We start from the raw sequence: 18,612 nt of genomic DNA on the forward strand, positions 1-18,612 counted from the left end.
TGCCGTTCGGGAGTCCTGTCATGTGCGCTGACGCCGTTCGCAGATCATCACCAGCGACCTCGGTCCCAATGTCACCGCTGGACGCGGCTCTCGGACCCGGGCCGACAGCGGTCGCAATCGCCATCGACGGGCGATCGTCGCGAGAGCTGTCGTGGCCTCCGCCATGGCGAAGGAGTCGCCGATGCATTTGCGGTTCCCCGCCGAGAAGGGCAGCATCGCGCCTTTCGGCACGGACGCGGCCCGCTCGGGGAACCAACGTTCAGGAACGAATGACTCCGGATCGGGAAAGGACTCCGGATCGTGGTGCAGGAGGTAAGGGCTGTAGAGGACGGTCGCGCCCCGCGGCAGCCGGCGGCCGGCGAGCTCTGTCTCCTCGGTGGTGACCCGGGTGAACAGCCAGCCGGGGGGCCGCAGGCGCAGCGTCTCGGTGACGACACAGCGGGTGTAGACGAGACCCGCCGGCGCGTCCGGGCCCGGCGCGGGCCGGCCGTCCGGCCCCGGCGCGAGCGCGTCGAGTTCGCGGTGCAGCGCGTGCTCCGCCTCCGGGTTCGACGCGAGGAGGCCGAACGCGGAGGCCAGACACATCGCGGTGGTCTCGACCCCGGTGAGCAGCAGCGTGATGAGCTGGTCGTGGACGGCCCGCTCGGAGATCCCGTCCGGTTCGTCGCTCACGGCGGCCAGCAGGGTTCCCAGCAGGTCGTCGCGGGCAGCGCCCCGGTGGCGCTCGGCGATGATCGAGTCGATCAGTGTGTGCAGACGGGCCAGCGCGTCACGGTAGCGGCGGTTGGCGGGCGTGGGGATGCGGAACGGGGCGTCCACCGGGACCACCGTGCGCACGAACAGCCCGCGCACGACGGCGGCGAGACTCTCCCGCACGGCGGCCGCCCGCCGCGCGTCCAGTGAGTCGGAGAACAGCACCCGACTCGTCACCCGGGTGGTGAGCGCCATCATCGCCGCCGTGACGTCCACCTTCCGGCCCGGCCGCCACTCGTCGCACAGTGAGAGCGTCTCTTCGGCCATCAGCTCCGTGTACGCGGCGATCCGCGACGCGTGGAAGCCGGGCTGGAGGAGCTGACGCTGCCGGCGGTGCTCGGACTGGCGGCAGGTGACGATGCCGTCGCCCATCAGCGCGCCGAGCCGGTCGTACAGCGGGCCGCCCTTGTCGAAGGTGTGCGGGTCGGTCAGCATCCGGTGGACCAGCCGAGGTTCGCAGACCACCCAGGCGCGCATGGGACCGAGCCGTATTTCGACCAGATCCCCCTGCTGTGGAAGGGAATTCAGAAATTCCAACGGCCTTCGGAACAAGGCGATAGCATGACTGACGAATGGGAATATGCCTGGCGCAGTACCCACGGTCCAGGTCCGCTCCGGTCCGGTCACGGCACCACTCATCGAAAACCCCCAGCCTCAGCCGCCACGCGCGCCATCGGTGCCCCCCACCGATCCGGCTCTCGAGTCAATGTTCTGCCCAGTCCAACCCGTGGTCGGCTCCTCGAATCCTCCAAGGACGGGGGCGCACGGAAGCGCGAAGAGGCATGCGTGACCGGCGGTTCATATCGGCCGTACCGATGGACTATTGACTTCTCCGGAAAATGCGCGGCGCCGCTTCCCCTGTCAGCTTCCCGGCCGGATCACCGACCGGGCGCGCCCGCGCGCAGCCCGTCCATGACGAGGTCCAGGAGCCGGGTGGCACGAGGGCGCCAGTCGCTGCGGGGGTCGATCTGCCAGAGACCGGAGATGGCGAGGACGAACTCGTACCGGTGACTCCCGGCCGGATGGTGCCGGCCTCCTCGTTCGCCCGGACCAGCATTTCGGCCGCGTCGACCACCGGCGTGGGTCCGGGCTTCTCCGGCGCTCCGGGCGCGCTCGTGGCCGGGCGGATCGCGCCCGCCGGGCCGGCTCGCGCCGCACCCATGCCGACCGCAGCCGCCGGCTGTGGGAAGCCGGCCTCGACGAACGGGAGCCGACGAGGCTGAGGTCGCCGCTCGGCCTCGACCTCGGCGCCCGCACCCCGAGGAGACGGCGCTGTCGATCGCCGCGGAGATCGTCGCGGCCCGGCGGGGCGGCACCGGCGTCCCGCTGACCGGATCGGGCGCGCCCGTTCACCGCAACGGACCGGACCGCGGCGCCGAGGCGGCCGCCTGAGCCCCGCGCGCGGGAGCCGTTCCTCGGCAGGGACCGGGCCGCGCATGCCCGGGCGGCACCGGCGGGGCGGGTCAGACGAACCGGGAGCTCGGCACCGGCCCGGTCGAGTTCAGCCGCGCACGCTCGCCCCGCAGCCAGGTAGGGCGCACCGCGGCGACGAACGCGGCGAAGGCCTCGTCCGGGTCGTCCGGGGTCTCACCGTCGCCGCCGTCCGGCGAGGGATCGGCCCCTACGATCTCCGTGGCGATCTCCGCTTCGGGACGGTCGTCGGCCGGTCCGCGCTCCACATCGCCGTCGGCGTTCACCCGCAGCTGCGAATCCCAGGGCGCCGCCACCGTCTGGTACAGCAGGGCGACGCTGTCGGCGGTGACGGCCGGGGCGTCGGTCCAGCAGCTGGCGTGCTCGTGCAGCACCTGCCCGGGCACGCGCTCGTGGAGCTGCCCGAGGATCCGGCGGCTGTCCGGTGCGTCGGCCATCTCGTTGAGGTCGTAGGCGACGACGACGGTGTCCTCGCGGTCGGCCGCGAAGGGCTCGGCGGGAAGCCCGAGCACCTCGGCGGCGGCCAGCCCGAGGATCCGGCTGCTCCGGTCCGGCAGCAGCGACACGGACCGCGGGCGCGGTTCGGCGGCGTCCAGCAGCGCCTTCAGCCGGACCAGGCCGCGCAGGCACTGGTCGGCTGAGTCCTGGAACCATGCGAAGCGGCCCGTCATGCCGATGTCGTATCCGTGCGGGGAGATCACGCCGAGCACGGTGCCACCGAGCACGTACTGCCAGCCACGCAGGTCGGTGAGGTCCAGGCCGGTCGCCGCGGCAGCGGCGGCGGCGCGCTCCAGCATCCGGTTCTGCCGTTCCCGGGCGGGCAGCCACTGCGGGTCGGTGGGATCGGGCAGCACCGCGTGCCGTTCCCGGGCGAGCGGGAGGTCGCCCGACATCAGGGCGTTGTGGACCAGCAGATAACGATCCGGCCAGTCGGCGAGTGCGCTCTCGTGCCGGGTGAGGACGTTCACCGCCGCGTCGTGCCGCCCCTCCCGCTCGTAGGCCGACACCAGTTCACGGACGACCGGCAGGGCGCCGGGGTTCAGGCGCAGTACCTCGGCCAGAGCCGGGACGGCCAGGTAGGACAGGCCGTGTTCCACGCAGGCGTAACCGAAGCCGTACAGTGCCTCGGCGTGCCGTGGACGGGCCGCCAGCGCCTCCGCGGCCTGCCGCAGGTCGTCGATGCCCGTCTCCCGCGCCGCCCGGCCGACCACCAGTGCCACGTCGTCCAGGGGCAGTTGTTCCGCTCCGGACCGCAGCATTCGCAGGGCACCGGGTATGTCCCCGGTCTCCAGGGTCTCCCAGGCTTCGAGGACGTCGGGCGACTTCGGACGGCGATTCTTCCGCGAGAACATGCGGAGATCCTCACCGAACGGAGGGCGCCCCCTCAACGCATTTCCGCGTCAGCTCCCGTCGTGCTCCGAGTCCCGCTCGGCGTCGCGCTTCTTGAGACGCGCGGCCTCCTTGCGCACCTCGGCCTGGGTGGCGCGCTCCTTCTCCAGCCACTGCGGCTGCTCCGCCTTCAGAGCGTCGATCTGCTCGGTGGTGAGCGGCTCGGTGACCCCGCCGCGCGCGAGTCCCGCGATGGAGACGCCCAGCTTCGCCGCGACCACCGGCCGGGGGTGCGGGCCGTTGCGCCGCAGCTCGCTCAGCCACTCCGGCGGATCGGCCAGGAGCGCGGTCAGCTCGGTGCGCGAGACGACTCCCTGCTGGAACTCGGCGGGGGTGGCGGGGAGGTACACGCCCAGCTTCTTCGCCGCGGTCGCGGGCTTCATCGTCTGGACGGTCTGGTGCGACTTCATGTCCTCCAGACTATCCGCCGGATACGAGAGGCCTGACCACGGCGGGTAACCTGGCGGCGTGACAGGCTCGGCAGCACCTTCCTCGTTCCGGCTCGCCTACGTCCCGGGGGCGACCCCCGGCAAGTGGGTGAGGATCTGGCACGAGCGCCTGCCCGATGTGTCCCTGGACCTGCTCCCGGTGACCGCCGCCGAGGCGTCCGACGTGCTGCGCGACGGCCGGGCGGACGCGGGGATCGTGCGGCTGCCGGTGGACCGGACGGTCTTCAGCGCGATCCCTCTCTACACCGAGATGACAGTGGTCGTCGTCCCCAAGGACCACCTGCTGACCGCGGCCGACGAGGTGACGGTCGAGGACCTCGCCGAAGAGGTCGTCCTGCACCCCCTCGACGACGTCGTCGGCTGGGAGCGGCCGCCGGGGGAGACGGCCTTCGAACGCCCCGCCACCACGGCCGACGCGATCGAACTCGTCGCCGCGGGCATCGGCGTCCTCGTCGTCCCGCAGTCCCTGGCCCGGCTGCACCACCGCCGGGACCTGACCTACCGGCCGGTCGCGGACGCCCCGCAGTCCGCCGTCGCGCTGTCCTGGCCGGAGGACGCGCACACGGACCTGGTCGAGCAGTTCATCGGCATCGTCCGCGGCCGCACGGTCAACAGCACCCGCGGCCGCACCCAGGCCGGGGACCAGCCGAAGGACCAGCAGAAGCAGAAGCGCCGGGAGGACTCCCCGGCGCGGCGCAAGCCCGCCGCGGGCAAGGCCACGGGCCGCAATCCGCGCGGGCGGTCGGGCGGCACCGGGAAGTCCACCGGACGCGGCGGCCGCCGCCGGTCGTAGCGCGCCGACCCGACCGCGGAGCATCGCGGCCCACCTGGGCGGCGCGCAGGCGACGGGCGCGGGCCGGCCCGGCTTCGGCGGTCGGTCGGGGCACTGCGATCCGGACCACGCCGTCCGCCGCCGGGCGAGCCCGCCCTTGCCGGTCGCCGTGCGCCCGGCAGGACGCTCCCTCAAGCGGCCCGAGCAGTCCGCACGAGCCAGTCGTACGCCGCCCGCGCCCTGAACTCCGACTGGCCGCCCCGCACGAGGAGGCCGGCGGTCGAGAATTCCGGCGCGTCGGCCTGGGCCGCGACATAGGGCACTGCGATGCAGCGCATGCCCGCCGCGTGAGCGGCGACCGCGCCGGGTGCCGCGTCCTCGACGACCACGCAGTCCGCCGGTCGTGCGCCGAGTCGGCGGGCGGCTTCCAGGAACACGTCGGGGGCGGGCTTGCCGTGCGCCACCTCGTCGGCCGAGACGACCGTGGGCAGGTGAGCGGCGAGCCCCGTACCGGTCAGGATCGCCGCGATCGCCTCCCGGGACGAACCCGACGCCACGGCCATCGGCACGCCCTCCGCCGCCAGCAGCTCGACGAACCTGCGCATCTCGGGGTACGCGCGCGTGGAGCGGCCGGCGAGTCGTAGGTAGCGGCGGTTCTTGGCGGTGAGCAGTTCGTCGACGGACGCGCTCAGGCCGTAGCGCCGCTTCCAGTGCTCGACCGTCTCCTGGGTGCTGATCCCGACGTACTGCTCGTGATCGGCCCAGGTGAAGTCCGGCACGCCGTGTTCGGCGAGCAGCCCCCGGCCCGCTTCGTAGTAGTTCGGCTCACTGTCCACGAGAGTTCCGTCGAGATCGAAGACGACCGCGATACCGCCGAGCTTGCCCATGGGCTCCATGATGCCCGGGCCGTCCGTGACGTGATCACGGGGTGGCGGCCCGGCCGATCGACTCGACCAGCGGCAGCAGACGGTGCGGCACACGTTCGCGCAGCGCCACCTCGGTCCGGGTGCGGACCACCCCCGGCAGGCTGATGAGCTTCTGGATCACGTCCTCCAGATGCGCGTTGTCACGTGCCACGACCCGGGTGAGGAGATCACCGCCGCCCGTGATCGAGAACGCCTCGACGATCTCCGGTACGGCGGCCAGCGCGTCGCCCACGTCGTCGAGGTGGCCCTGGGTGACCTCGATGTGCACGAACGCGAGCACGGGGTGGCCGAGCGCCGCGGGAGAGAGGGCGGGGCCGGAGCCGGTGATGACGCCGTCCCGTTCCAGGCGGTCCAGCCGGGCCTGGAGCGTGCCGCGGGCCACCCCGAGGAGGCGTGCGTACTCGCGAGCGCTGGTCCGCGGCCGCTCCAGCAGCAGCCGCAGGATGCGGGTGTCGAGTTCGTCGACGGCCACGGCGTTCCGCCTCCCTCCGTACTCACGAAGATCGTCACCGACTGTATCAACGGCGCGCCGCGACGGGATCGCGCCGGACCGCCCCGCCGTGGTCCGTTGGCCCGGCGACGGCCCGGCGCGGCCTGGCATCACTGGGCCATTGGCTCAGTGGATCCGAGGCGACTTGAGCCAGTGGCGGACATGATGCTGTCATGGTGGTGTCGATGGCGCTGCGGATCCCGCGGCGCCTTTTCCATGCCGGTCGTCGTCGAGGGGGCGCGAAGTGCTGAAGAGGATGTTCGCGGCCCCGGATCCGGGGCGGACGCGGCTGCGTTTCGCGGCGCGCGCCGTCCTCGGCATCGGTCTCGCGGTCGTCGTCTGCGGCCTCGCCGGGCACTCCCTGGTGGGCGCCGTCACGGGCGGCCTCGCCGCGCTGCTCGCCCTCTTCACCGTCACCGACACCACCGTGCGCGGCCAGGCCCTCACCACCGCGCTGCTGCCGGCCGTCGGCCTTCCGGTGCTGGCCGCAGCCGCCCAGCTGCACGACCACCCCGTGGCCCGCGGCCTCACCTTCCTGGCGGTGGTCGGCGCGGGTGTCTACGCCCGCCGCTGGGGCCCGCGCGGACACAGCCTCGGGGTGTTCGCGTTCATGACCTTCTTCGTCGCGCAGTTCCTGCACGCCACCCCCGGGCAACTGCCCGAGCTGTACGCCGCCGTCCTGCTGTCCGTGCTCTGCGCGGCCGCGGTGCGCTTCGGACTGTGGTGCTACGAGCGCCGGCTGCCCCCGGCACCCGTGGTCGCCCCGCCGGACGGTGCCGGCCTCGCCCGTGTCACCACGCGCCAGGCGATCCAGGCGACCGCCGGAGCGGCCTTCGCGCTCGTCGTGGGGCAGCTCGTGTCCGAGGAGCGCTGGTACTGGGCGGTCGGCGCCACCTGGTGGATCTTCGTGAACACCACGTCGCGGGGCGAGACCCTGGTCCGCGGTTTCCGCCGGCTGCTGGGCACGGTGATCGGTATCGGCCTCGGTCTGCTCGTCGCCGTGCCGCTCCAGGGGGCCGCCGTGCCGTCGGTGGTGCTCGCCGCCGTGTGCGTGTTCGGCATCTTCTACACGGCCGCCGTGTCCTACACCTGGATGATGCTCTGCGTGACCCTGCTGGCCGAGCTGCTCTACGGCCTGCTGGGCGTGCTCGAACCCGCGCTGCTCGCGCTGCGCCTCGCCGAGACCGGCGTCGGCGCGCTGGGTGCCCTCCTGGCCGTTCTGTTCGTTCTGCCCGTCACCACCCACACGATCACCGACGCCTGGATCCGACGCGCCCTGCGCAGCGTCCACGCCTGCACCGCCGAGGCGGCGGCCCGGCTGGCCGGCGACCCGGCGGCCGACCCGGCCCGGCGGGTGGCGGAACTCGAACAGCTCCTCGGCCGGGTACGCCTGTCCGTCGCCCCGCTGGTGCACCCGCTGAACCCCCTCCTGAGCCGCAAGAGCCGCGCCCGCCGCGTGTCGGCCCTGCTCGACGAGTGCGCCCGTGAGATCCGTGGCCTGGTCGCGGTGGCCGCCGACCCGGAGGCCTCCCACGACGCCCGTCTGGCCGCCGCCTGCTGGCGCGTCCAGGCCGCGGTGGAGGCGCTCACCGGCGACGGCGCGGACCGGACGCCCGAGCCCGCGCCGTCGCAGGCCGCGGCCGAGCCCGCCGCCCTCGCCCACCTGCACGGACTGGAACGGGCGCTGGCCGAGCTGGCCGCACCGCTGCGCACCCCGGCCGGATCGTCCCTCGTCAACACCTGAATGCCCCTGTTCTGGTCTAGACCTCCCGTGATCGACTGCTACGGTCACGGAGGACTACCAGGATCGAGAGGACACAGCGGTGGCGGACGGCGGGCGGCGCAGGGCATACATCGGTTCGTTCACGGCCGCCGGCGGCCCCGGGCTGGTGACGGCGGCGGTGGACCCGGCGAGCGGGGCACTGACGGTCCTGAGCAGCGCGGCCGGCCTGCCGGACCCCTCCTATCTGGCCGTCGCGCCCGACGGCGACATGCTCTACGCGGTCAGCGAGACGGCGGACGGCGCGGTCGCCGCCTACCACCTGAAGGGCGACGCCCCCGAACCCGCCGGACCGCCGGTCCGCGTCCGGGGCGACGGGCCGACCCACCTCAGCGTGTTCGCCGGGCACGTGCTGACCGCCAACTACGGCTCCGGCAGTGTCACCGCCGTGCCGCTCCGTCCGGACGGCACCCTCTCGGACGCCACGCCCGCGGTGCACCGGCACACGGGCGCCGGACCGCACACCCCACGCCAGCGAGGGCCGCACGCCCATCAGGTGCAGCCCGACCCCAGCGGACGGTGGGCCGTCAGCGTCGACCTCGGCACGGACTCCGTGCGGGTGTGCGCCCTGAGGGGCGGCGCCCTCGTACCGCACCGGGAGACGGCCCTGCGACCCGGGTCCGGTCCGCGGCACCTCGCCTTCCACCCGGGCGGGCGCCACGCGTACGTGGTCAACGAACTCACGCCGAGCGTCACCGTCTGCCGGTGGGACGCCGCCGAGGGCGTCCTGCGGCCGCTCACCGAGACCCCCGTCCTGCCCGGTGCCGCGGCCGGCGAGGCCTACCCGTCCGGCATCGTCGCGTCCGCCGACGGCCGGTTCGTGTGGACCGCGACGCGCGGCGAGGACGTGCTGTCCGTGTTCGCCGTGGACGGCGACTCGCTGACCCCGGCCGGCACGGTGCCCTGCGGGGGCCACTGGCCCCGCGCGATCGCCGAGTCGGGAGGCTTCCTGTACGTCGCCAACGAGCGTTCCGGGGACGTGACCTGGTTCTCCGTACACCAGGACACCGGCCTGCCGCGGCGCGCCGGGTCGGTCCCGGTGACGGCAGCGTCCTGCGTGGTGTTCGGCTGACCCCCGGCGTGCGAAGGGCCCGCTCCGGCGTACGGAGCGGGCCCTTGTCGTACGACCGGACGCGGGTGGTTCAGCGGGTCGGAGCGCCCTGCGGCTGCGGCGGCGCGATACCCAGCGCCGTCGTGTACTTGGCCAGCGCGAGCTTGCCGATCGCCGGGTAGGCGCCGAGCGGCTCGGCGGCGGCGCAGCCCGCCTCCTTCGTGGCCTCCTCGACCAGGCCCGGGTCGATCTCGGGACCGATCAGGTACGGCGCGAGCGCCAGCTGCTGCGAACCCGAGGCGCGCAGCTGCTCCGCGACGGAGGCGATCGAACCCTCCTGGTCCAGGGCCGCCGCCATCACCGGCACGGCGAGCCGCGCGGCGAGCAGCATGCCGGTGATCCCGGCCGTCTGCACGGCCTCCTCGCCGCCCACGGAGGCCAGGATGATGCCGTCCGCGGCGGTCGCCACGGTGAACAGCCGGGCACGGTCGGCGCGGGCCAGACCGGCCTCGGACAGACGCACGTGCAGGCCCTCGGCGAGCAGCGGGTGCGGTCCGAGCACATCGGTCAGTTCGGCCGCGACGCGGCTGTCCATGACCGCCTGGCGGAACCGGCGCAGCAGTGCGCTGTCGGGTCCCGCGAGCAGCGGCACGACGACGGCGACGGGGCCCTCCGGCTCCCTGACCTCCATACCCGCGGCGAGCGCCTGCTCGTACCGGGCGGTGCGCTCGTCCGCGGCGTGCGCCAGTACGGCCTGGAGCGCGGGGAACTCCTCGTCGTCACCGTCGAGGTACCCGATCCGGGCGTCGAGGCCGGGCAGCTCGGAGCGCGCGATGCTCACGACCTCCTCGGCGATACTGCGCGTGGCCGTGCCGGGCGTGCCCGGCACCGCGAGGACGAGCGCGGGCGCGCCCTCGGGAGCCGCCAGGGGCTCGGGTCGGCGGTGCCGCCCGGGCTGGCGGGGTCGCGGCATTCGTACTGGTAGGCCGGACGCGGGCCCAGTGGGGGAGCTCATGGCGCCGCATGTTACTGGCTTCGTGGGCTCCCCTGTTCGGGGAGGGTGCAGGTGAGCGGTATCCGTCCGGTTTTGTCTGATGATTTACGCACGGATCGGAAGTGATCGGTCGGATTCTGTGCGGTGGATGATGAAATACGGCGCATCAAGTGCCACATGTCCGACATGCGATGCGCGGTGATCCCGTCACCCCGCAACCGTCGTCACGCGCAGCAGCCGCTCGTCCGTCGGCAGGGCGAGTGCTCCGATCGTCAGATCGGTCGCGATACGCACCGAACCGTGCAGGGGATCGCCCTCGGCCATCACCCGGTGAGCGTGCGGCAGTCGTTTCGTCAGTTCCTCCTCCAAGGGCAGGAGCAGCGGGGCGCCCGTCTTCAGCAGGCCGCCGGTGAGGGCGACGCGGGGCTCGCCCGAGGTCGGGCACACGGCGGCCGCGGAGTCCGCGATGTGCCGCGCCGCCGCGCGCAGTACGCCCACGGCGACCGGGTCGCCCTCAGCGGCGCAGGCCGCCACGTCGGGGGCGAACGAGGCGAGGACGGCGGGACGGTCGGGGCGTGGGTAGAGCTGTCCCGGCAGTCCCGGCATCGGGCCGAACACGGCCTCGGCGCGGGCCAGCAGCGCGGCGGAACCGCCCTCCCTGCCGTCATGAGCGCGCAGTGCCGCCTCCAGGCCGGCCCGGCCGATCCAGGCCCCGCCGCCGCAGTCGCCCAGCAGATGGCCCCAGCCGTCCGCGCGACGCCAGCGCGTCAGGTCGGTGCCCATCGCGATGAGTCCGGTACCGGCGGCGACCACGGCACCGGGCGCGGCTCCCAGGGCGCCCGCGTACGCGGTGACGGCGTCGGCGGCCAGCGCGATCCTGCGGATCCCCCACTCCCGGTGCACGGATCCCGGCAGTTCGGCGCGCAGGTCGTCGCCCAGCGTCGCGAAACCCGCCGCGCCGAGTGCGAGGGTGTGCAGGTCGGCGGTGCCGGTCTCGGCCGTCAACGCCCGCACCATGGGGGCGAGTTGCCGCATCAGGTCCGCGGCGTCGATGCCCCGCGCTCCGGTGCTCACCGGCCGCCCCGACTCGCGTGTGGCGACCGCTCCCCGCGCGACGGTCCCCACGACCGCCCGCAGACCGGAACCGCCCGAGTCGACGGCGAGGAACGCGGCATCACCCGCCTCCCCGCCGGTGGGACGTAAGGCGGAGGCCGCGGCCGGCGGAGAGGACGGCGGCGATTCGTCCGGCACCGCTCCGGTGGTCACGGCAGGCGCCGGTCCACCGGCTGACCGCCCTGCCGCACCCGCAGGTCGTCGGCCCGGTTGAACGGGCGGGAGCCGAAGAAGCCGCGGTCCGCGGACATGAGTGAGGGGTGGGCCGACTCCACCGAGGGCGGATCGCCCAGCAGCGGACGCAGATTGCGGGCGTCACGGCCCCGGAGGATCGACACCAGCGGCGTGCCGCGTCCGGCCGGTGCCCGGACGGCATGTGCGGTGACCTCCGGGTACCGGCGACGGGAGACCGGCAAGGGGTGATGACCGTGGCGGAGCGGCTTGAACACTGGATGCAACAGGCTTCCCTCGTTCCCGGATACCGACTGTGCGAGCTGCTGAACCGGCTCGATCACCTCGATCAGGAGGAAGAGTAGCGCCGGTGCGGCGTCGGTGTGCGGGGGCCTGAGCATCGGTGCGGAACTCTGTTGTGTGCCTAGTAGGGTGACGCGTTGTGGCACCACGACCCTTGCATGAACTTGTTGAAGCCGGCTGGGCGAAGGCACTTGAACCCGCGGCCGGACGTATCGCTGCGATGGGGGACTTCCTCCGGGCCGAGATAGCGGCCGGCCGGACCTATCTTCCGGCAGGTGCGAATGTCCTGCGCGCCTTCCAGCAGCCCTTCGACGACGTACGCGTCCTGATCGTCGGCCAGGACCCCTACCCCACGCCGGGTATGGCGATCGGGTTGAGCTTCGCGGTCTCGCCCGAGGTGCGTTCGTTGCCGGGAAGCCTGGAGAACATCTTCCGGGAGATGCACACCGATCTGGCGCTGCCCAGGCCGTCCAACGGCGATCTGACGCCGTGGACGCAGCAGGGCGTGCTGTTGCTCAACAGGGCGCTCACCACGGCCCCGCGCAAGCCCGCGGCGCACCGGGGCAAGGGGTGGGAGGAAGTCACCGAGCAGGCCATCCGGGCGCTGGCGGCGCGGGGCAAGCCGCTGGTGTCGATTCTGTGGGGGCGTGACGCGCGCAATCTGCGTCCGCTGCTCGGGGATCTTCCGGCGATCGAGTCGGCCCATCCCTCGCCGATGTCGGCGGACCGCGGCTTCTTCGGCTCGCGGCCGTTCAGCCGGGCCAACGACCTGCTGGTGCGCCAGGGCGGTCAGCCGGTGGACTGGCGCCTGCCGTAAGGCGTGGCGCGTGGGACGCGCCTCGGAGGACGGCGGCGCTCCGCCGGAGGAACAGGGCGCTGTCCGGGCGTGGGGCAGGACGCCGGTCGAGCTGGAGCAGCTTTCCTCGTGCAGGGGTGACCCGGATGCCGCTCACCGGATCCGGCAAGCTCAGGGCCGCACACCGCGGCCTCCCCGCGGAGTTCACCGTCCTGCCTCCAGAGGTGGCCCGACTCGGTTCCCGCATCGAGGGCTTCACCCGGTCCTGGTACCCCACTTGGGCACTGCCGAGGCTCTCGTGCACCGGACCGCCCAGGTCCGTGCAGCCGACTGCCCCACTCGCACACACCAGGACCGAGCCGATCGCGATCGTGCGGCGGATGTGCGGGTGGTCAGGCTCTTCTCTCCTCCGCCACCGCACCCTCCTCGAGTGGTTTCGCCCTCCCTTACCACCGAATATGAGACAGCGCCATTTAATTAAACACTCCCATTCCTCTAAGGACCTCTACGATTAGGGATCATATGGGATGAACCAGATCGAGCAATTCGCTGCAAACGCGGAATGCGAATGGTGGCGAATTCTTAATCTGTTCGTTGTTCTATGGTCATCTTTGGGCGTCTCGTACCTTTTATTGATCTTGATTTGACGAGGGCTCTGCGTAGAGTGATTCCCACGGATGCCGGTCGGCCCGGGGGGCGTTGAGCGGCGGTGCGCCCATGAGAATTTGGGCAGACCGCAACAACGGTAGTGCTTTCACGCATCCCCTCGGGTTCAGCGACTGGAAGAAGACTCCGGAGCAGGTGCGGAGCTTGGATCAGCATGGACCGAAGGGATCGAAATAATGCGCATGAGATCAGTCGGTGTAGTCCTCGTCAGCGTCATTGGGGCTCTCATGATGAGTATCTCCCCCAGTGCCGCCCACTCCTCCGACGGAACGGTCTACAAGTGCGGCCGAAACGGGAACTTCCCGCTCTGCCTGTACTACAACTCGAACCTCAAGGGTGCCAAGGTCGGTATTTTCGGGAAGGTCCACAACTACGACTTCTCGCCGCAGTGCTCGTCCCAGGGCTGTCTGCCGTTCACCTTCTCTGAAGGCTCGGGTCTGGCCGGCTACGGCCAGAAGGTGAAGAACAACGCCGCCTCGGCCTACAACTACAACGACACGTCCACCCGTGTCTACTACAACAGCGGCTGGACGGGCCCGGCGGACGAGTGGGACCCGTACGGCTGGGGTGTCTACTTCGGCAACCTCAGCGCCACCTACAACGAGAATGCATCGCAGGCTCGCATGTGTGGCGAGTGCTAGAAATCTAAGCTCCGGGCCGGTCTCCCTGGGCGGCCGGCCCGGCAAGTAATGATTGGACCGCAGTCGTGCAAAAGTACAGGTTCCCCGTACTCGCAATCTCGGGGTCACTGATTGCCGCCGTCCTTGTGGCCGGATGCTCAGGTGCGGGGTCGGAGGGTGACAAGGCGCAGGGCGGCGGCGACGGGCTGCAGGTCCAGTACGCGACTCCCTCCCGTGTCCCGGAGATCAAGTCTGCGGAGATCCCGGCGCTTCCGATCGAAGGTTATCTGGTTTCGCAGAAGGAGAAGGACCAGATACTCAGGGCTTCTCGGACCCTGGCCAAGGGCTGTATGGCGCGGTATGGATTCGACTTTTCATGGAACGCTGCGTCCGGTCGGAAGTCCGAGCCCGACGACAATGCGGCGAACCGATCCCGGCGATACGGGATCGTTGATCACGCGATGGCTTCGGAACTCGGGTACGGAAATGCCGCAGTGGAAGTCGAGGATACCTCAGGTGATTCCTCCAGCGCCCAGATGAGTGAGGCTGCCTCCCGGGTCTTCCTCGGCAATTCCGATCCTCTCTTGAAGGTGGCGAAGGATGCCGAGGTCAATGGCATCAAGATACCCGAGGGCGGCTGCTCCGGTGAGGCCAAACGGAAGGTCGGGAATGGCCTTTCGAATCGCACGGCCAACGACATCAACCTGGCCAGCTTCCAGGTGTCCCTGAACGACGGGCAAGTCAAAACCGCCATGAAGGAATGGTCGGATTGCATGAAGCGATCCGGGTACGATTACGCATCCCCTCTCGATCCGCTCAAGACCATGGGCATGAGGGCTCCGACGCCCGAAGAGAAGGCCACTGCCGCAGCCGACGTCCAGTGCAAATACGAGACAAACCTGATCGGGATCTGGAACGCCGTCGAAACGGAGATCCAGAAGGCCATGATCGGGAACAAGGAAGAGATCCTCGAGGACGGACGGCGTGAGACGGACCGGTCCCTGAGGAACGCGGCAGACGTCTTGTCCGGGAAGAGCTGATGAGGCGTGCAAGCTCACCTGACGTGACGCGCATTGCTGCGATCAGCGGCGGCGAAGGCGCTCGAAGCCGGGCATGCCTGTGCCGACGTCGGCACCTGTGCCGGACCCTCCCGGCACGCAAGGTTTCCCGACCGCAGCGCCGGCATCGCCCGGGAGCCCGTTGATCTGTGCCAGGACGGCGTCCCTGGTCTCGCGGGCAACGGAAGACGCACTGAGAACGTATGAACACTGGCCGTGCTTCGGTACGCAGTGGCAGGGGAGGGAAGACCACGTGCCCGAGAACGAACAGCAGGTGCCGGCCGTCGGGCTGGTGCACAAACGCCGGTGGATCGTCGGTGTTGCTGCTGGAGCGGTGCTTGTTTCCAGCGCGGGCTTGGCGGCCGCCCAGATCGTCAAGTCGCCGGCACAGGCCGCGGTCGACTCGGCGGCGCCGCCGGCCAGTGTGATCACAGCCGCCGTGGAGTACCGGGTGCTCGCCGATTCGGTGATTCTCCGGGGTGCCGTGACGGCCGAGCAGACCGTGGACGTGTCCATCTCAGGAGCACCCGCGGAGGCGTCGGCGGCTGTTGTCACCAAGCTCCGTGTCAGGGCCGGTGAGCAGTTCAAGGCAGGTCAGGTCCTGTTGGAGGTCTCGGGGCGACCGGTCTTCGTCCTGCCCGGTGAGGTTCCGGTGTACCGGGACCTCAAACCCGGCATGGACGGTGACGACGTCACACAGTTGCAGACCGCACTCCGGGACATCGGGCACGGCACCGGAACGGACCGTGAGGGGTACTTCGGCGCCGGTACCAAGGCAGCCCTGCACGCCTTCTACACGAGCGTCGGCTACGACCCTCTGCCCGCGACAACCGACGGTGACGCGGAAGTCGAAGCGGCGCGCGACGGAGTGACTGAGGCGGAGCGGGCCCTGGAAGACGCCCTTGCTCCTGACGGCGAAGCCGGCGAAGACGTCGGCGCAACGGACCCGGCCGAAAAACAGTCGCCCGCGCCCTCCCGGGAAGCAGAGCGTGCCCGCGAGGACCTGCGCAAGGCACGCGAGACGCTCGCCGACGCACTGGCCGCGAGCGGTCCGATGCTTCCTGCCTCCGAAGCCGTATTTCTCTCCAGCTTTCCGGCCCGGGTCGACAGCATCAACACCAAGGTGGGCAGCGTCGTCGCCGACAAGCTCCTGACGGTGTCCGCCGGGGCGCTGGTGGTGAACGGCTACCTGCAACAGCATCAGAAGGGCCTGGTCCGCCCTGGTCAGAAGGTGCAGATTCTCTCAGAGGTCACAGGCGTCTCCGCCGCCGCCACCGTGGCGTCGGTCTCGGACACGCTTCAGCAGGAGCGGTCCGACACCACCGACGGCAATCCGGGCATGGCGACGCCGAGCGGATATCTCATGGTGGTCGAACCCACGAAGGAACTCCCCTCGGAGCTGGCCGGCCAAGACGTACGTCTGACGGTCCAGGCAGCCTCCACCAAGGGCAAGGCCCTGGTGGTACCCGTGTCCGCCATCACGGCGGGCGCCGACGGCCGGACATCGGTGACCGTGCTCACCTCGGCCGATACCAAGCGGAAGGTCACGGTCACCACCGGCACCACCGGGGACGGCTATGTCGAGGTCCGCCTCGGGGCGGGCGCCCGGCTGGCCGAAGGCGAGCGAGTCATCATCGGAACGCGCAACCACCTGTCCGGGGAGCAGTCGCGGTGACGGAAGCAACCGTGACCGAAACGCCGGTGATCCACCTCGACGGGGCAGGTCTCACCTACGCCGGTCCACCACCCGTGACGGCACTGCAACCGTGCGATCTCATCGTGCGCCGCGGCGAGTTCGTGACGGTGGTGGGCCCTTCCGGGGCGGGGAAGTCCACGCTCTTGAACATCATCGGACTGCTGGACACCCCCACGCAGGGGATCTTCCGGCTGGACGGACTCGACACGGGAGCGCTGGAGGACGGCGAACGCACCGCTCTGCGGGGCCATCGCATCGGTTTCGTCTTCCAGTCGTTCCATCTCCTGCCGCACCGCACTGCCTGGGAGAACGTGGCGCTGGCCCTCATCTATCGCAGCACAAGCCGCAAGGAGCGCATCACGAGGGCCAAGGAAGCACTCGCGCAAGTCGGCCTGGAGCACAGGAGCGACGCCCTGCCGTCGACACTGTCCGGTGGCGAACGTCAGCGAGTGGCCATCGCCAGGGCCCTGGTCGGCCGGCCGTCCCTGCTTCTGTGCGATGAGCCGACCGGCAATCTCGACTCCGCCACCGCCCGGTCCATCCTCGAGCTGCTGGACGAACTGCACGCGGGCGGCATGACCCTGATGGTCATCACACACGATCCGTCCGTAGCCGAACGAGGTGAACGCACGATCACCATCTGCGACGGCAAACTGACGGAAGGGACAGCCGAATGAGGCGCCGCCCGGTGCCGCGGTTCCGGCCACGCCGACTTCGCAGAAAGCGGCCCGTTCTCATCACCCGGCTGTCCGCCCAGGACCTCTTCTCGGAGTCCGTGGCCGGAATCCTGCAGCGGCCCGTGCGTTCCGTGCTGACGTCTGTGGGCACAGTCCTCGGCGTCGGCACATTCGTGGCCGTGCTCGGCCTGACCGCGACCGCCTCCTCCCAGATCGACGAGCGATTCAACGCTCTCAGCGCGACGGAAGTGACCGTCGACGACGTCGCTCACGACCAGAACCCGTTCGTCGAACTGGCCTTTCCCGAAGACGCCGACCAGCGGGTCGAACGGCTCAACGGAGTGGAACACGCCGGCGTGTACTGGCCGGTGCAGACGAACCGTGCGGGCAGTGTCCGCTCGGCACCCATCGGCGCCTCCGCGACGGGAAACGACATCCAGGTCGTGGCAGCCTCCTCGGGAGTCCTCGACGCTGCCGGGCCGTCGTTGAGCCAAGGCCGAACGTTCGAACGATGGCACGACAAGACGTCCCAGCGTGTGGCAGTCATCGGTTCCGGAGTCGCCGCCCAACTCGGCATCTCCACCGTGGAGACACAGCCCGCGGTGTTCATCGGCAACGAAGCCTTCACCGTGATCGGGATCATCGACGACGTCGAACGCAAGGCGGACCTTCTTCTGTCCGTCGTGGTCCCGCGTACCACCGCTCAGTGGCTCTGGGGCGCCCCCAAGGAAGGCGCCAAAATGCTGATATCCACCCGGCTCGGCGCAGCAGCGCAGGTCGCCGCGGAATCCGCCACCGCCCTCGACCCCGCGCACCCGCACTACTTCAAGGCCGTTCCGCCGCCCGACCCTCAATCGCTGCGCACCAAGGTCACAAGCGATCTCGACCAACTCTTTCTCCTGCTCGCAGCCATTTGCCTGTTCATCGGAGCGGTAGGAATCGCGAACACCACACTCGTGGCCGTGCTGGAACGCACGGGCGAAATCGGATTGCGCCGGGCACTCGGAGCACGCGGCAGGCACATCACCTTCCAGTTCCTGACCGAGTCGGCGGCCCTGGGCACCCTGGGGGGAATGGTCGGTACCTCTCTCGGAACCGTCACGGTGGTCGGCGTCGCTGCCGCCCGGGACTGGACGCCCGTGATCCACTCCACCACGGTGACCACGGCCCCGGTCATCGGACTCGTCACCGGTCTGGTGGCAGGCCTTTACCCCGCGTGGCGAGCAAGCCGAATTCAGCCCGTGGAAGCTCTGCGCCGCTGAATCAGCTGGCTTACTTCCAGCAACTCGCCACCTGTATCCATCCCATGGATTCCAAGCGCACCACAAGGCTTGGGTGTTCGAACAACGTCACACACCATCAGAGGGCGAGAAAAACGCATGGTCAAGATTGTGTTGCCGACTTGCCGAGATCGTCGCCGGTGTGACACTCACCGCGCACCTGCGCGTGCCGGACGGAGTTCCGAGAGAGCGAACAC

At 70.6% G+C, this 18,612-nt stretch carries 16 protein-coding genes and 3 pseudogenes; 10 read left to right on the forward strand and 9 right to left on the reverse strand.

Features of this window, described 5'->3' with window-relative positions; genetic code table 11:
- Positions 1–18: 18 nt before the first annotated feature.
- Positions 19–1,392 carry a cytochrome P450 gene (locus DN051_RS33320; RefSeq protein ID WP_112440383.1) on the reverse strand — a complete coding sequence of 458 codons (1,374 nt, stop codon included), beginning with the start codon at positions 1,390–1,392 and terminating at the stop codon, positions 19–21.
- Positions 1,393–1,631: 239 nt separating this feature from the next.
- Positions 1,632–1,903, reverse strand: a pseudogene (locus DN051_RS46130) (SbtR family transcriptional regulator); the annotation flags it as partial.
- Here DN051_RS46130 and DN051_RS33330 point away from each other — a divergent pair.
- A pseudogene (locus DN051_RS33330) lies at positions 1,898–2,145 on the forward strand (XdhC family protein); the annotation flags it as partial. The pseudogenes DN051_RS46130 and DN051_RS33330 sit on opposite strands and share 6 nt — an antisense overlap.
- 71 nt (positions 2,146–2,216) lie before the next feature.
- On the opposite strand, the gene DN051_RS33335 reads toward DN051_RS33330, so the two are convergent.
- Both DN051_RS33335 and DN051_RS33340 read right to left on the reverse strand, forming a co-directional pair.
- Positions 2,217–3,536: a tetratricopeptide repeat protein gene (locus tag DN051_RS33335; RefSeq protein ID WP_112440385.1), complete on the reverse strand. Its 1,320-nt coding sequence runs from the start codon at positions 3,534–3,536 to the stop codon at positions 2,217–2,219.
- 48 nt (positions 3,537–3,584) lie between these two features.
- Complete coding sequence (locus DN051_RS33340; protein ID WP_053757560.1) at positions 3,585–3,983, reverse strand: DUF5997 family protein; 399 nt, start codon at positions 3,981–3,983, stop codon at positions 3,585–3,587.
- 58 nt (positions 3,984–4,041) lie between these two features.
- On the opposite strand from DN051_RS33340, the gene DN051_RS33345 reads away from it, so the two are divergent.
- Positions 4,042–4,815 carry a LysR family substrate-binding domain-containing protein gene (locus DN051_RS33345; protein WP_112440387.1) on the forward strand — a complete coding sequence of 258 codons (774 nt, stop codon included), beginning with the start codon at positions 4,042–4,044 and terminating at the stop codon, positions 4,813–4,815.
- 170 nt (positions 4,816–4,985) lie between these two features.
- Here the strand turns inward: DN051_RS33345 and DN051_RS33350 are convergent, their stop codons facing one another.
- Together DN051_RS33350 and DN051_RS33355 are read right to left on the reverse strand one after the other, a co-directional pair.
- Positions 4,986–5,681, reverse strand: coding sequence for an HAD family hydrolase (locus tag DN051_RS33350; RefSeq protein WP_162625020.1), 696 nt, complete (start codon positions 5,679–5,681; stop codon positions 4,986–4,988).
- A gap of 34 nt (positions 5,682–5,715) precedes the next feature.
- A complete protein-coding gene (locus tag DN051_RS33355; protein WP_053757557.1) occupies positions 5,716–6,192 on the reverse strand; it encodes an Lrp/AsnC family transcriptional regulator in 477 nt (158 codons plus the stop codon).
- Between the two features lie 262 nt (positions 6,193–6,454).
- On the opposite strand from DN051_RS33355, the gene DN051_RS33360 reads away from it, so the two are divergent.
- Together DN051_RS33360 and DN051_RS33365 are read left to right on the forward strand one after the other, a co-directional pair.
- A complete protein-coding gene (locus tag DN051_RS33360) occupies positions 6,455–7,954 on the forward strand; it encodes an FUSC family protein (RefSeq protein WP_112440391.1) in 1,500 nt (499 codons plus the stop codon).
- 79 nt (positions 7,955–8,033) lie between these two features.
- Positions 8,034–9,062, forward strand: coding sequence for a lactonase family protein (locus DN051_RS33365; RefSeq protein WP_053757555.1), 1,029 nt, complete (start codon positions 8,034–8,036; stop codon positions 9,060–9,062).
- A 70-nt stretch (positions 9,063–9,132) separates the two neighbouring features.
- Here the strand turns inward: DN051_RS33365 and DN051_RS33370 are convergent, their stop codons facing one another.
- The 3 genes and pseudogenes from DN051_RS33370 to DN051_RS33380 form a co-directional block, all read right to left on the reverse strand.
- Positions 9,133–10,056 carry a sirohydrochlorin chelatase gene (locus tag DN051_RS33370; RefSeq protein ID WP_107093847.1) on the reverse strand — a complete coding sequence of 308 codons (924 nt, stop codon included), beginning with the start codon at positions 10,054–10,056 and terminating at the stop codon, positions 9,133–9,135.
- Between the two features lie 186 nt (positions 10,057–10,242).
- Positions 10,243–11,172 (reverse strand): BadF/BadG/BcrA/BcrD ATPase family protein, encoded by a 930-nt coding sequence (locus DN051_RS33375; protein WP_246041150.1) that lies wholly within the window; start codon positions 11,170–11,172, stop codon positions 10,243–10,245.
- A 125-nt stretch (positions 11,173–11,297) separates the two neighbouring features.
- A pseudogene (locus tag DN051_RS33380) lies at positions 11,298–11,543 on the reverse strand (uracil-DNA glycosylase); the annotation flags it as partial.
- Between the two features lie 218 nt (positions 11,544–11,761).
- Between DN051_RS33380 and DN051_RS33385 the strand changes: the two are divergent.
- The 6 genes from DN051_RS33385 to DN051_RS33410 all read left to right on the forward strand — a co-directional run bounded on the left by DN051_RS33385 (position 11,762) and on the right by DN051_RS33410 (position 18,397).
- Complete coding sequence (locus DN051_RS33385) at positions 11,762–12,439, forward strand: uracil-DNA glycosylase (RefSeq protein ID WP_053757553.1); 678 nt, start codon at positions 11,762–11,764, stop codon at positions 12,437–12,439.
- An 872-nt stretch (positions 12,440–13,311) separates the two neighbouring features.
- Positions 13,312–13,725, forward strand: coding sequence for a peptidase inhibitor family I36 protein (locus tag DN051_RS33390; protein ID WP_162625021.1), 414 nt, complete (start codon positions 13,312–13,314; stop codon positions 13,723–13,725).
- Between the two features lie 65 nt (positions 13,726–13,790).
- A complete protein-coding gene (locus tag DN051_RS33395) occupies positions 13,791–14,744 on the forward strand; it encodes a hypothetical protein (protein WP_112440395.1) in 954 nt (317 codons plus the stop codon).
- 271 nt (positions 14,745–15,015) lie between these two features.
- Positions 15,016–16,437 (forward strand): peptidoglycan-binding domain-containing protein, encoded by a 1,422-nt coding sequence (locus DN051_RS33400; RefSeq protein WP_246040685.1) that lies wholly within the window; start codon positions 15,016–15,018, stop codon positions 16,435–16,437.
- On the forward strand, positions 16,434–17,135 hold the full coding sequence (locus DN051_RS33405; protein ID WP_246040686.1) for an ABC transporter ATP-binding protein: 702 nt from the start codon (positions 16,434–16,436) through the stop codon (positions 17,133–17,135). The genes DN051_RS33400 and DN051_RS33405 overlap by 4 nt, the downstream gene beginning before the upstream one ends.
- Complete coding sequence (locus DN051_RS33410) at positions 17,132–18,397, forward strand: ABC transporter permease (RefSeq protein WP_112440397.1); 1,266 nt, start codon at positions 17,132–17,134, stop codon at positions 18,395–18,397. Before DN051_RS33405 ends, DN051_RS33410 begins: the two co-directional genes overlap by 4 nt.
- Positions 18,398–18,612: the final 215 nt, after the last annotated feature.

Origin of the sequence: Streptomyces cadmiisoli, assembly GCF_003261055.1 — a bacterium.
Classification (GTDB): domain Bacteria; phylum Actinomycetota; class Actinomycetes; order Streptomycetales; family Streptomycetaceae; genus Streptomyces; species Streptomyces cadmiisoli.

Coding starts and splice junctions, on each gene's coding strand:
- DN051_RS33340 (WP_053757560.1), bottom strand. CDS start 3,983: ATGAAGTCGCACCAGACCGTCCAGACGATGAAGCCCGCGACCGCGGCG.
- DN051_RS33350 (WP_162625020.1), bottom strand. CDS start 5,681: ATGGGCAAGCTCGGCGGTATCGCGGTCGTCTTCGATCTCGACGGAACT.
- DN051_RS33390 (WP_162625021.1), top strand. CDS start 13,312: ATGATGAGTATCTCCCCCAGTGCCGCCCACTCCTCCGACGGAACGGTC.
- DN051_RS33370 (WP_107093847.1), bottom strand. CDS start 10,056: ATGAGCTCCCCCACTGGGCCCGCGTCCGGCCTACCAGTACGAATGCCG.
- DN051_RS33320 (WP_112440383.1), bottom strand. CDS start 1,392: ATGAGTGGTGCCGTGACCGGACCGGAGCGGACCTGGACCGTGGGTACT.
- DN051_RS33335 (WP_112440385.1), bottom strand. CDS start 3,536: ATGTTCTCGCGGAAGAATCGCCGTCCGAAGTCGCCCGACGTCCTCGAA.
- DN051_RS33410 (WP_112440397.1), top strand. CDS start 17,132: ATGAGGCGCCGCCCGGTGCCGCGGTTCCGGCCACGCCGACTTCGCAGA.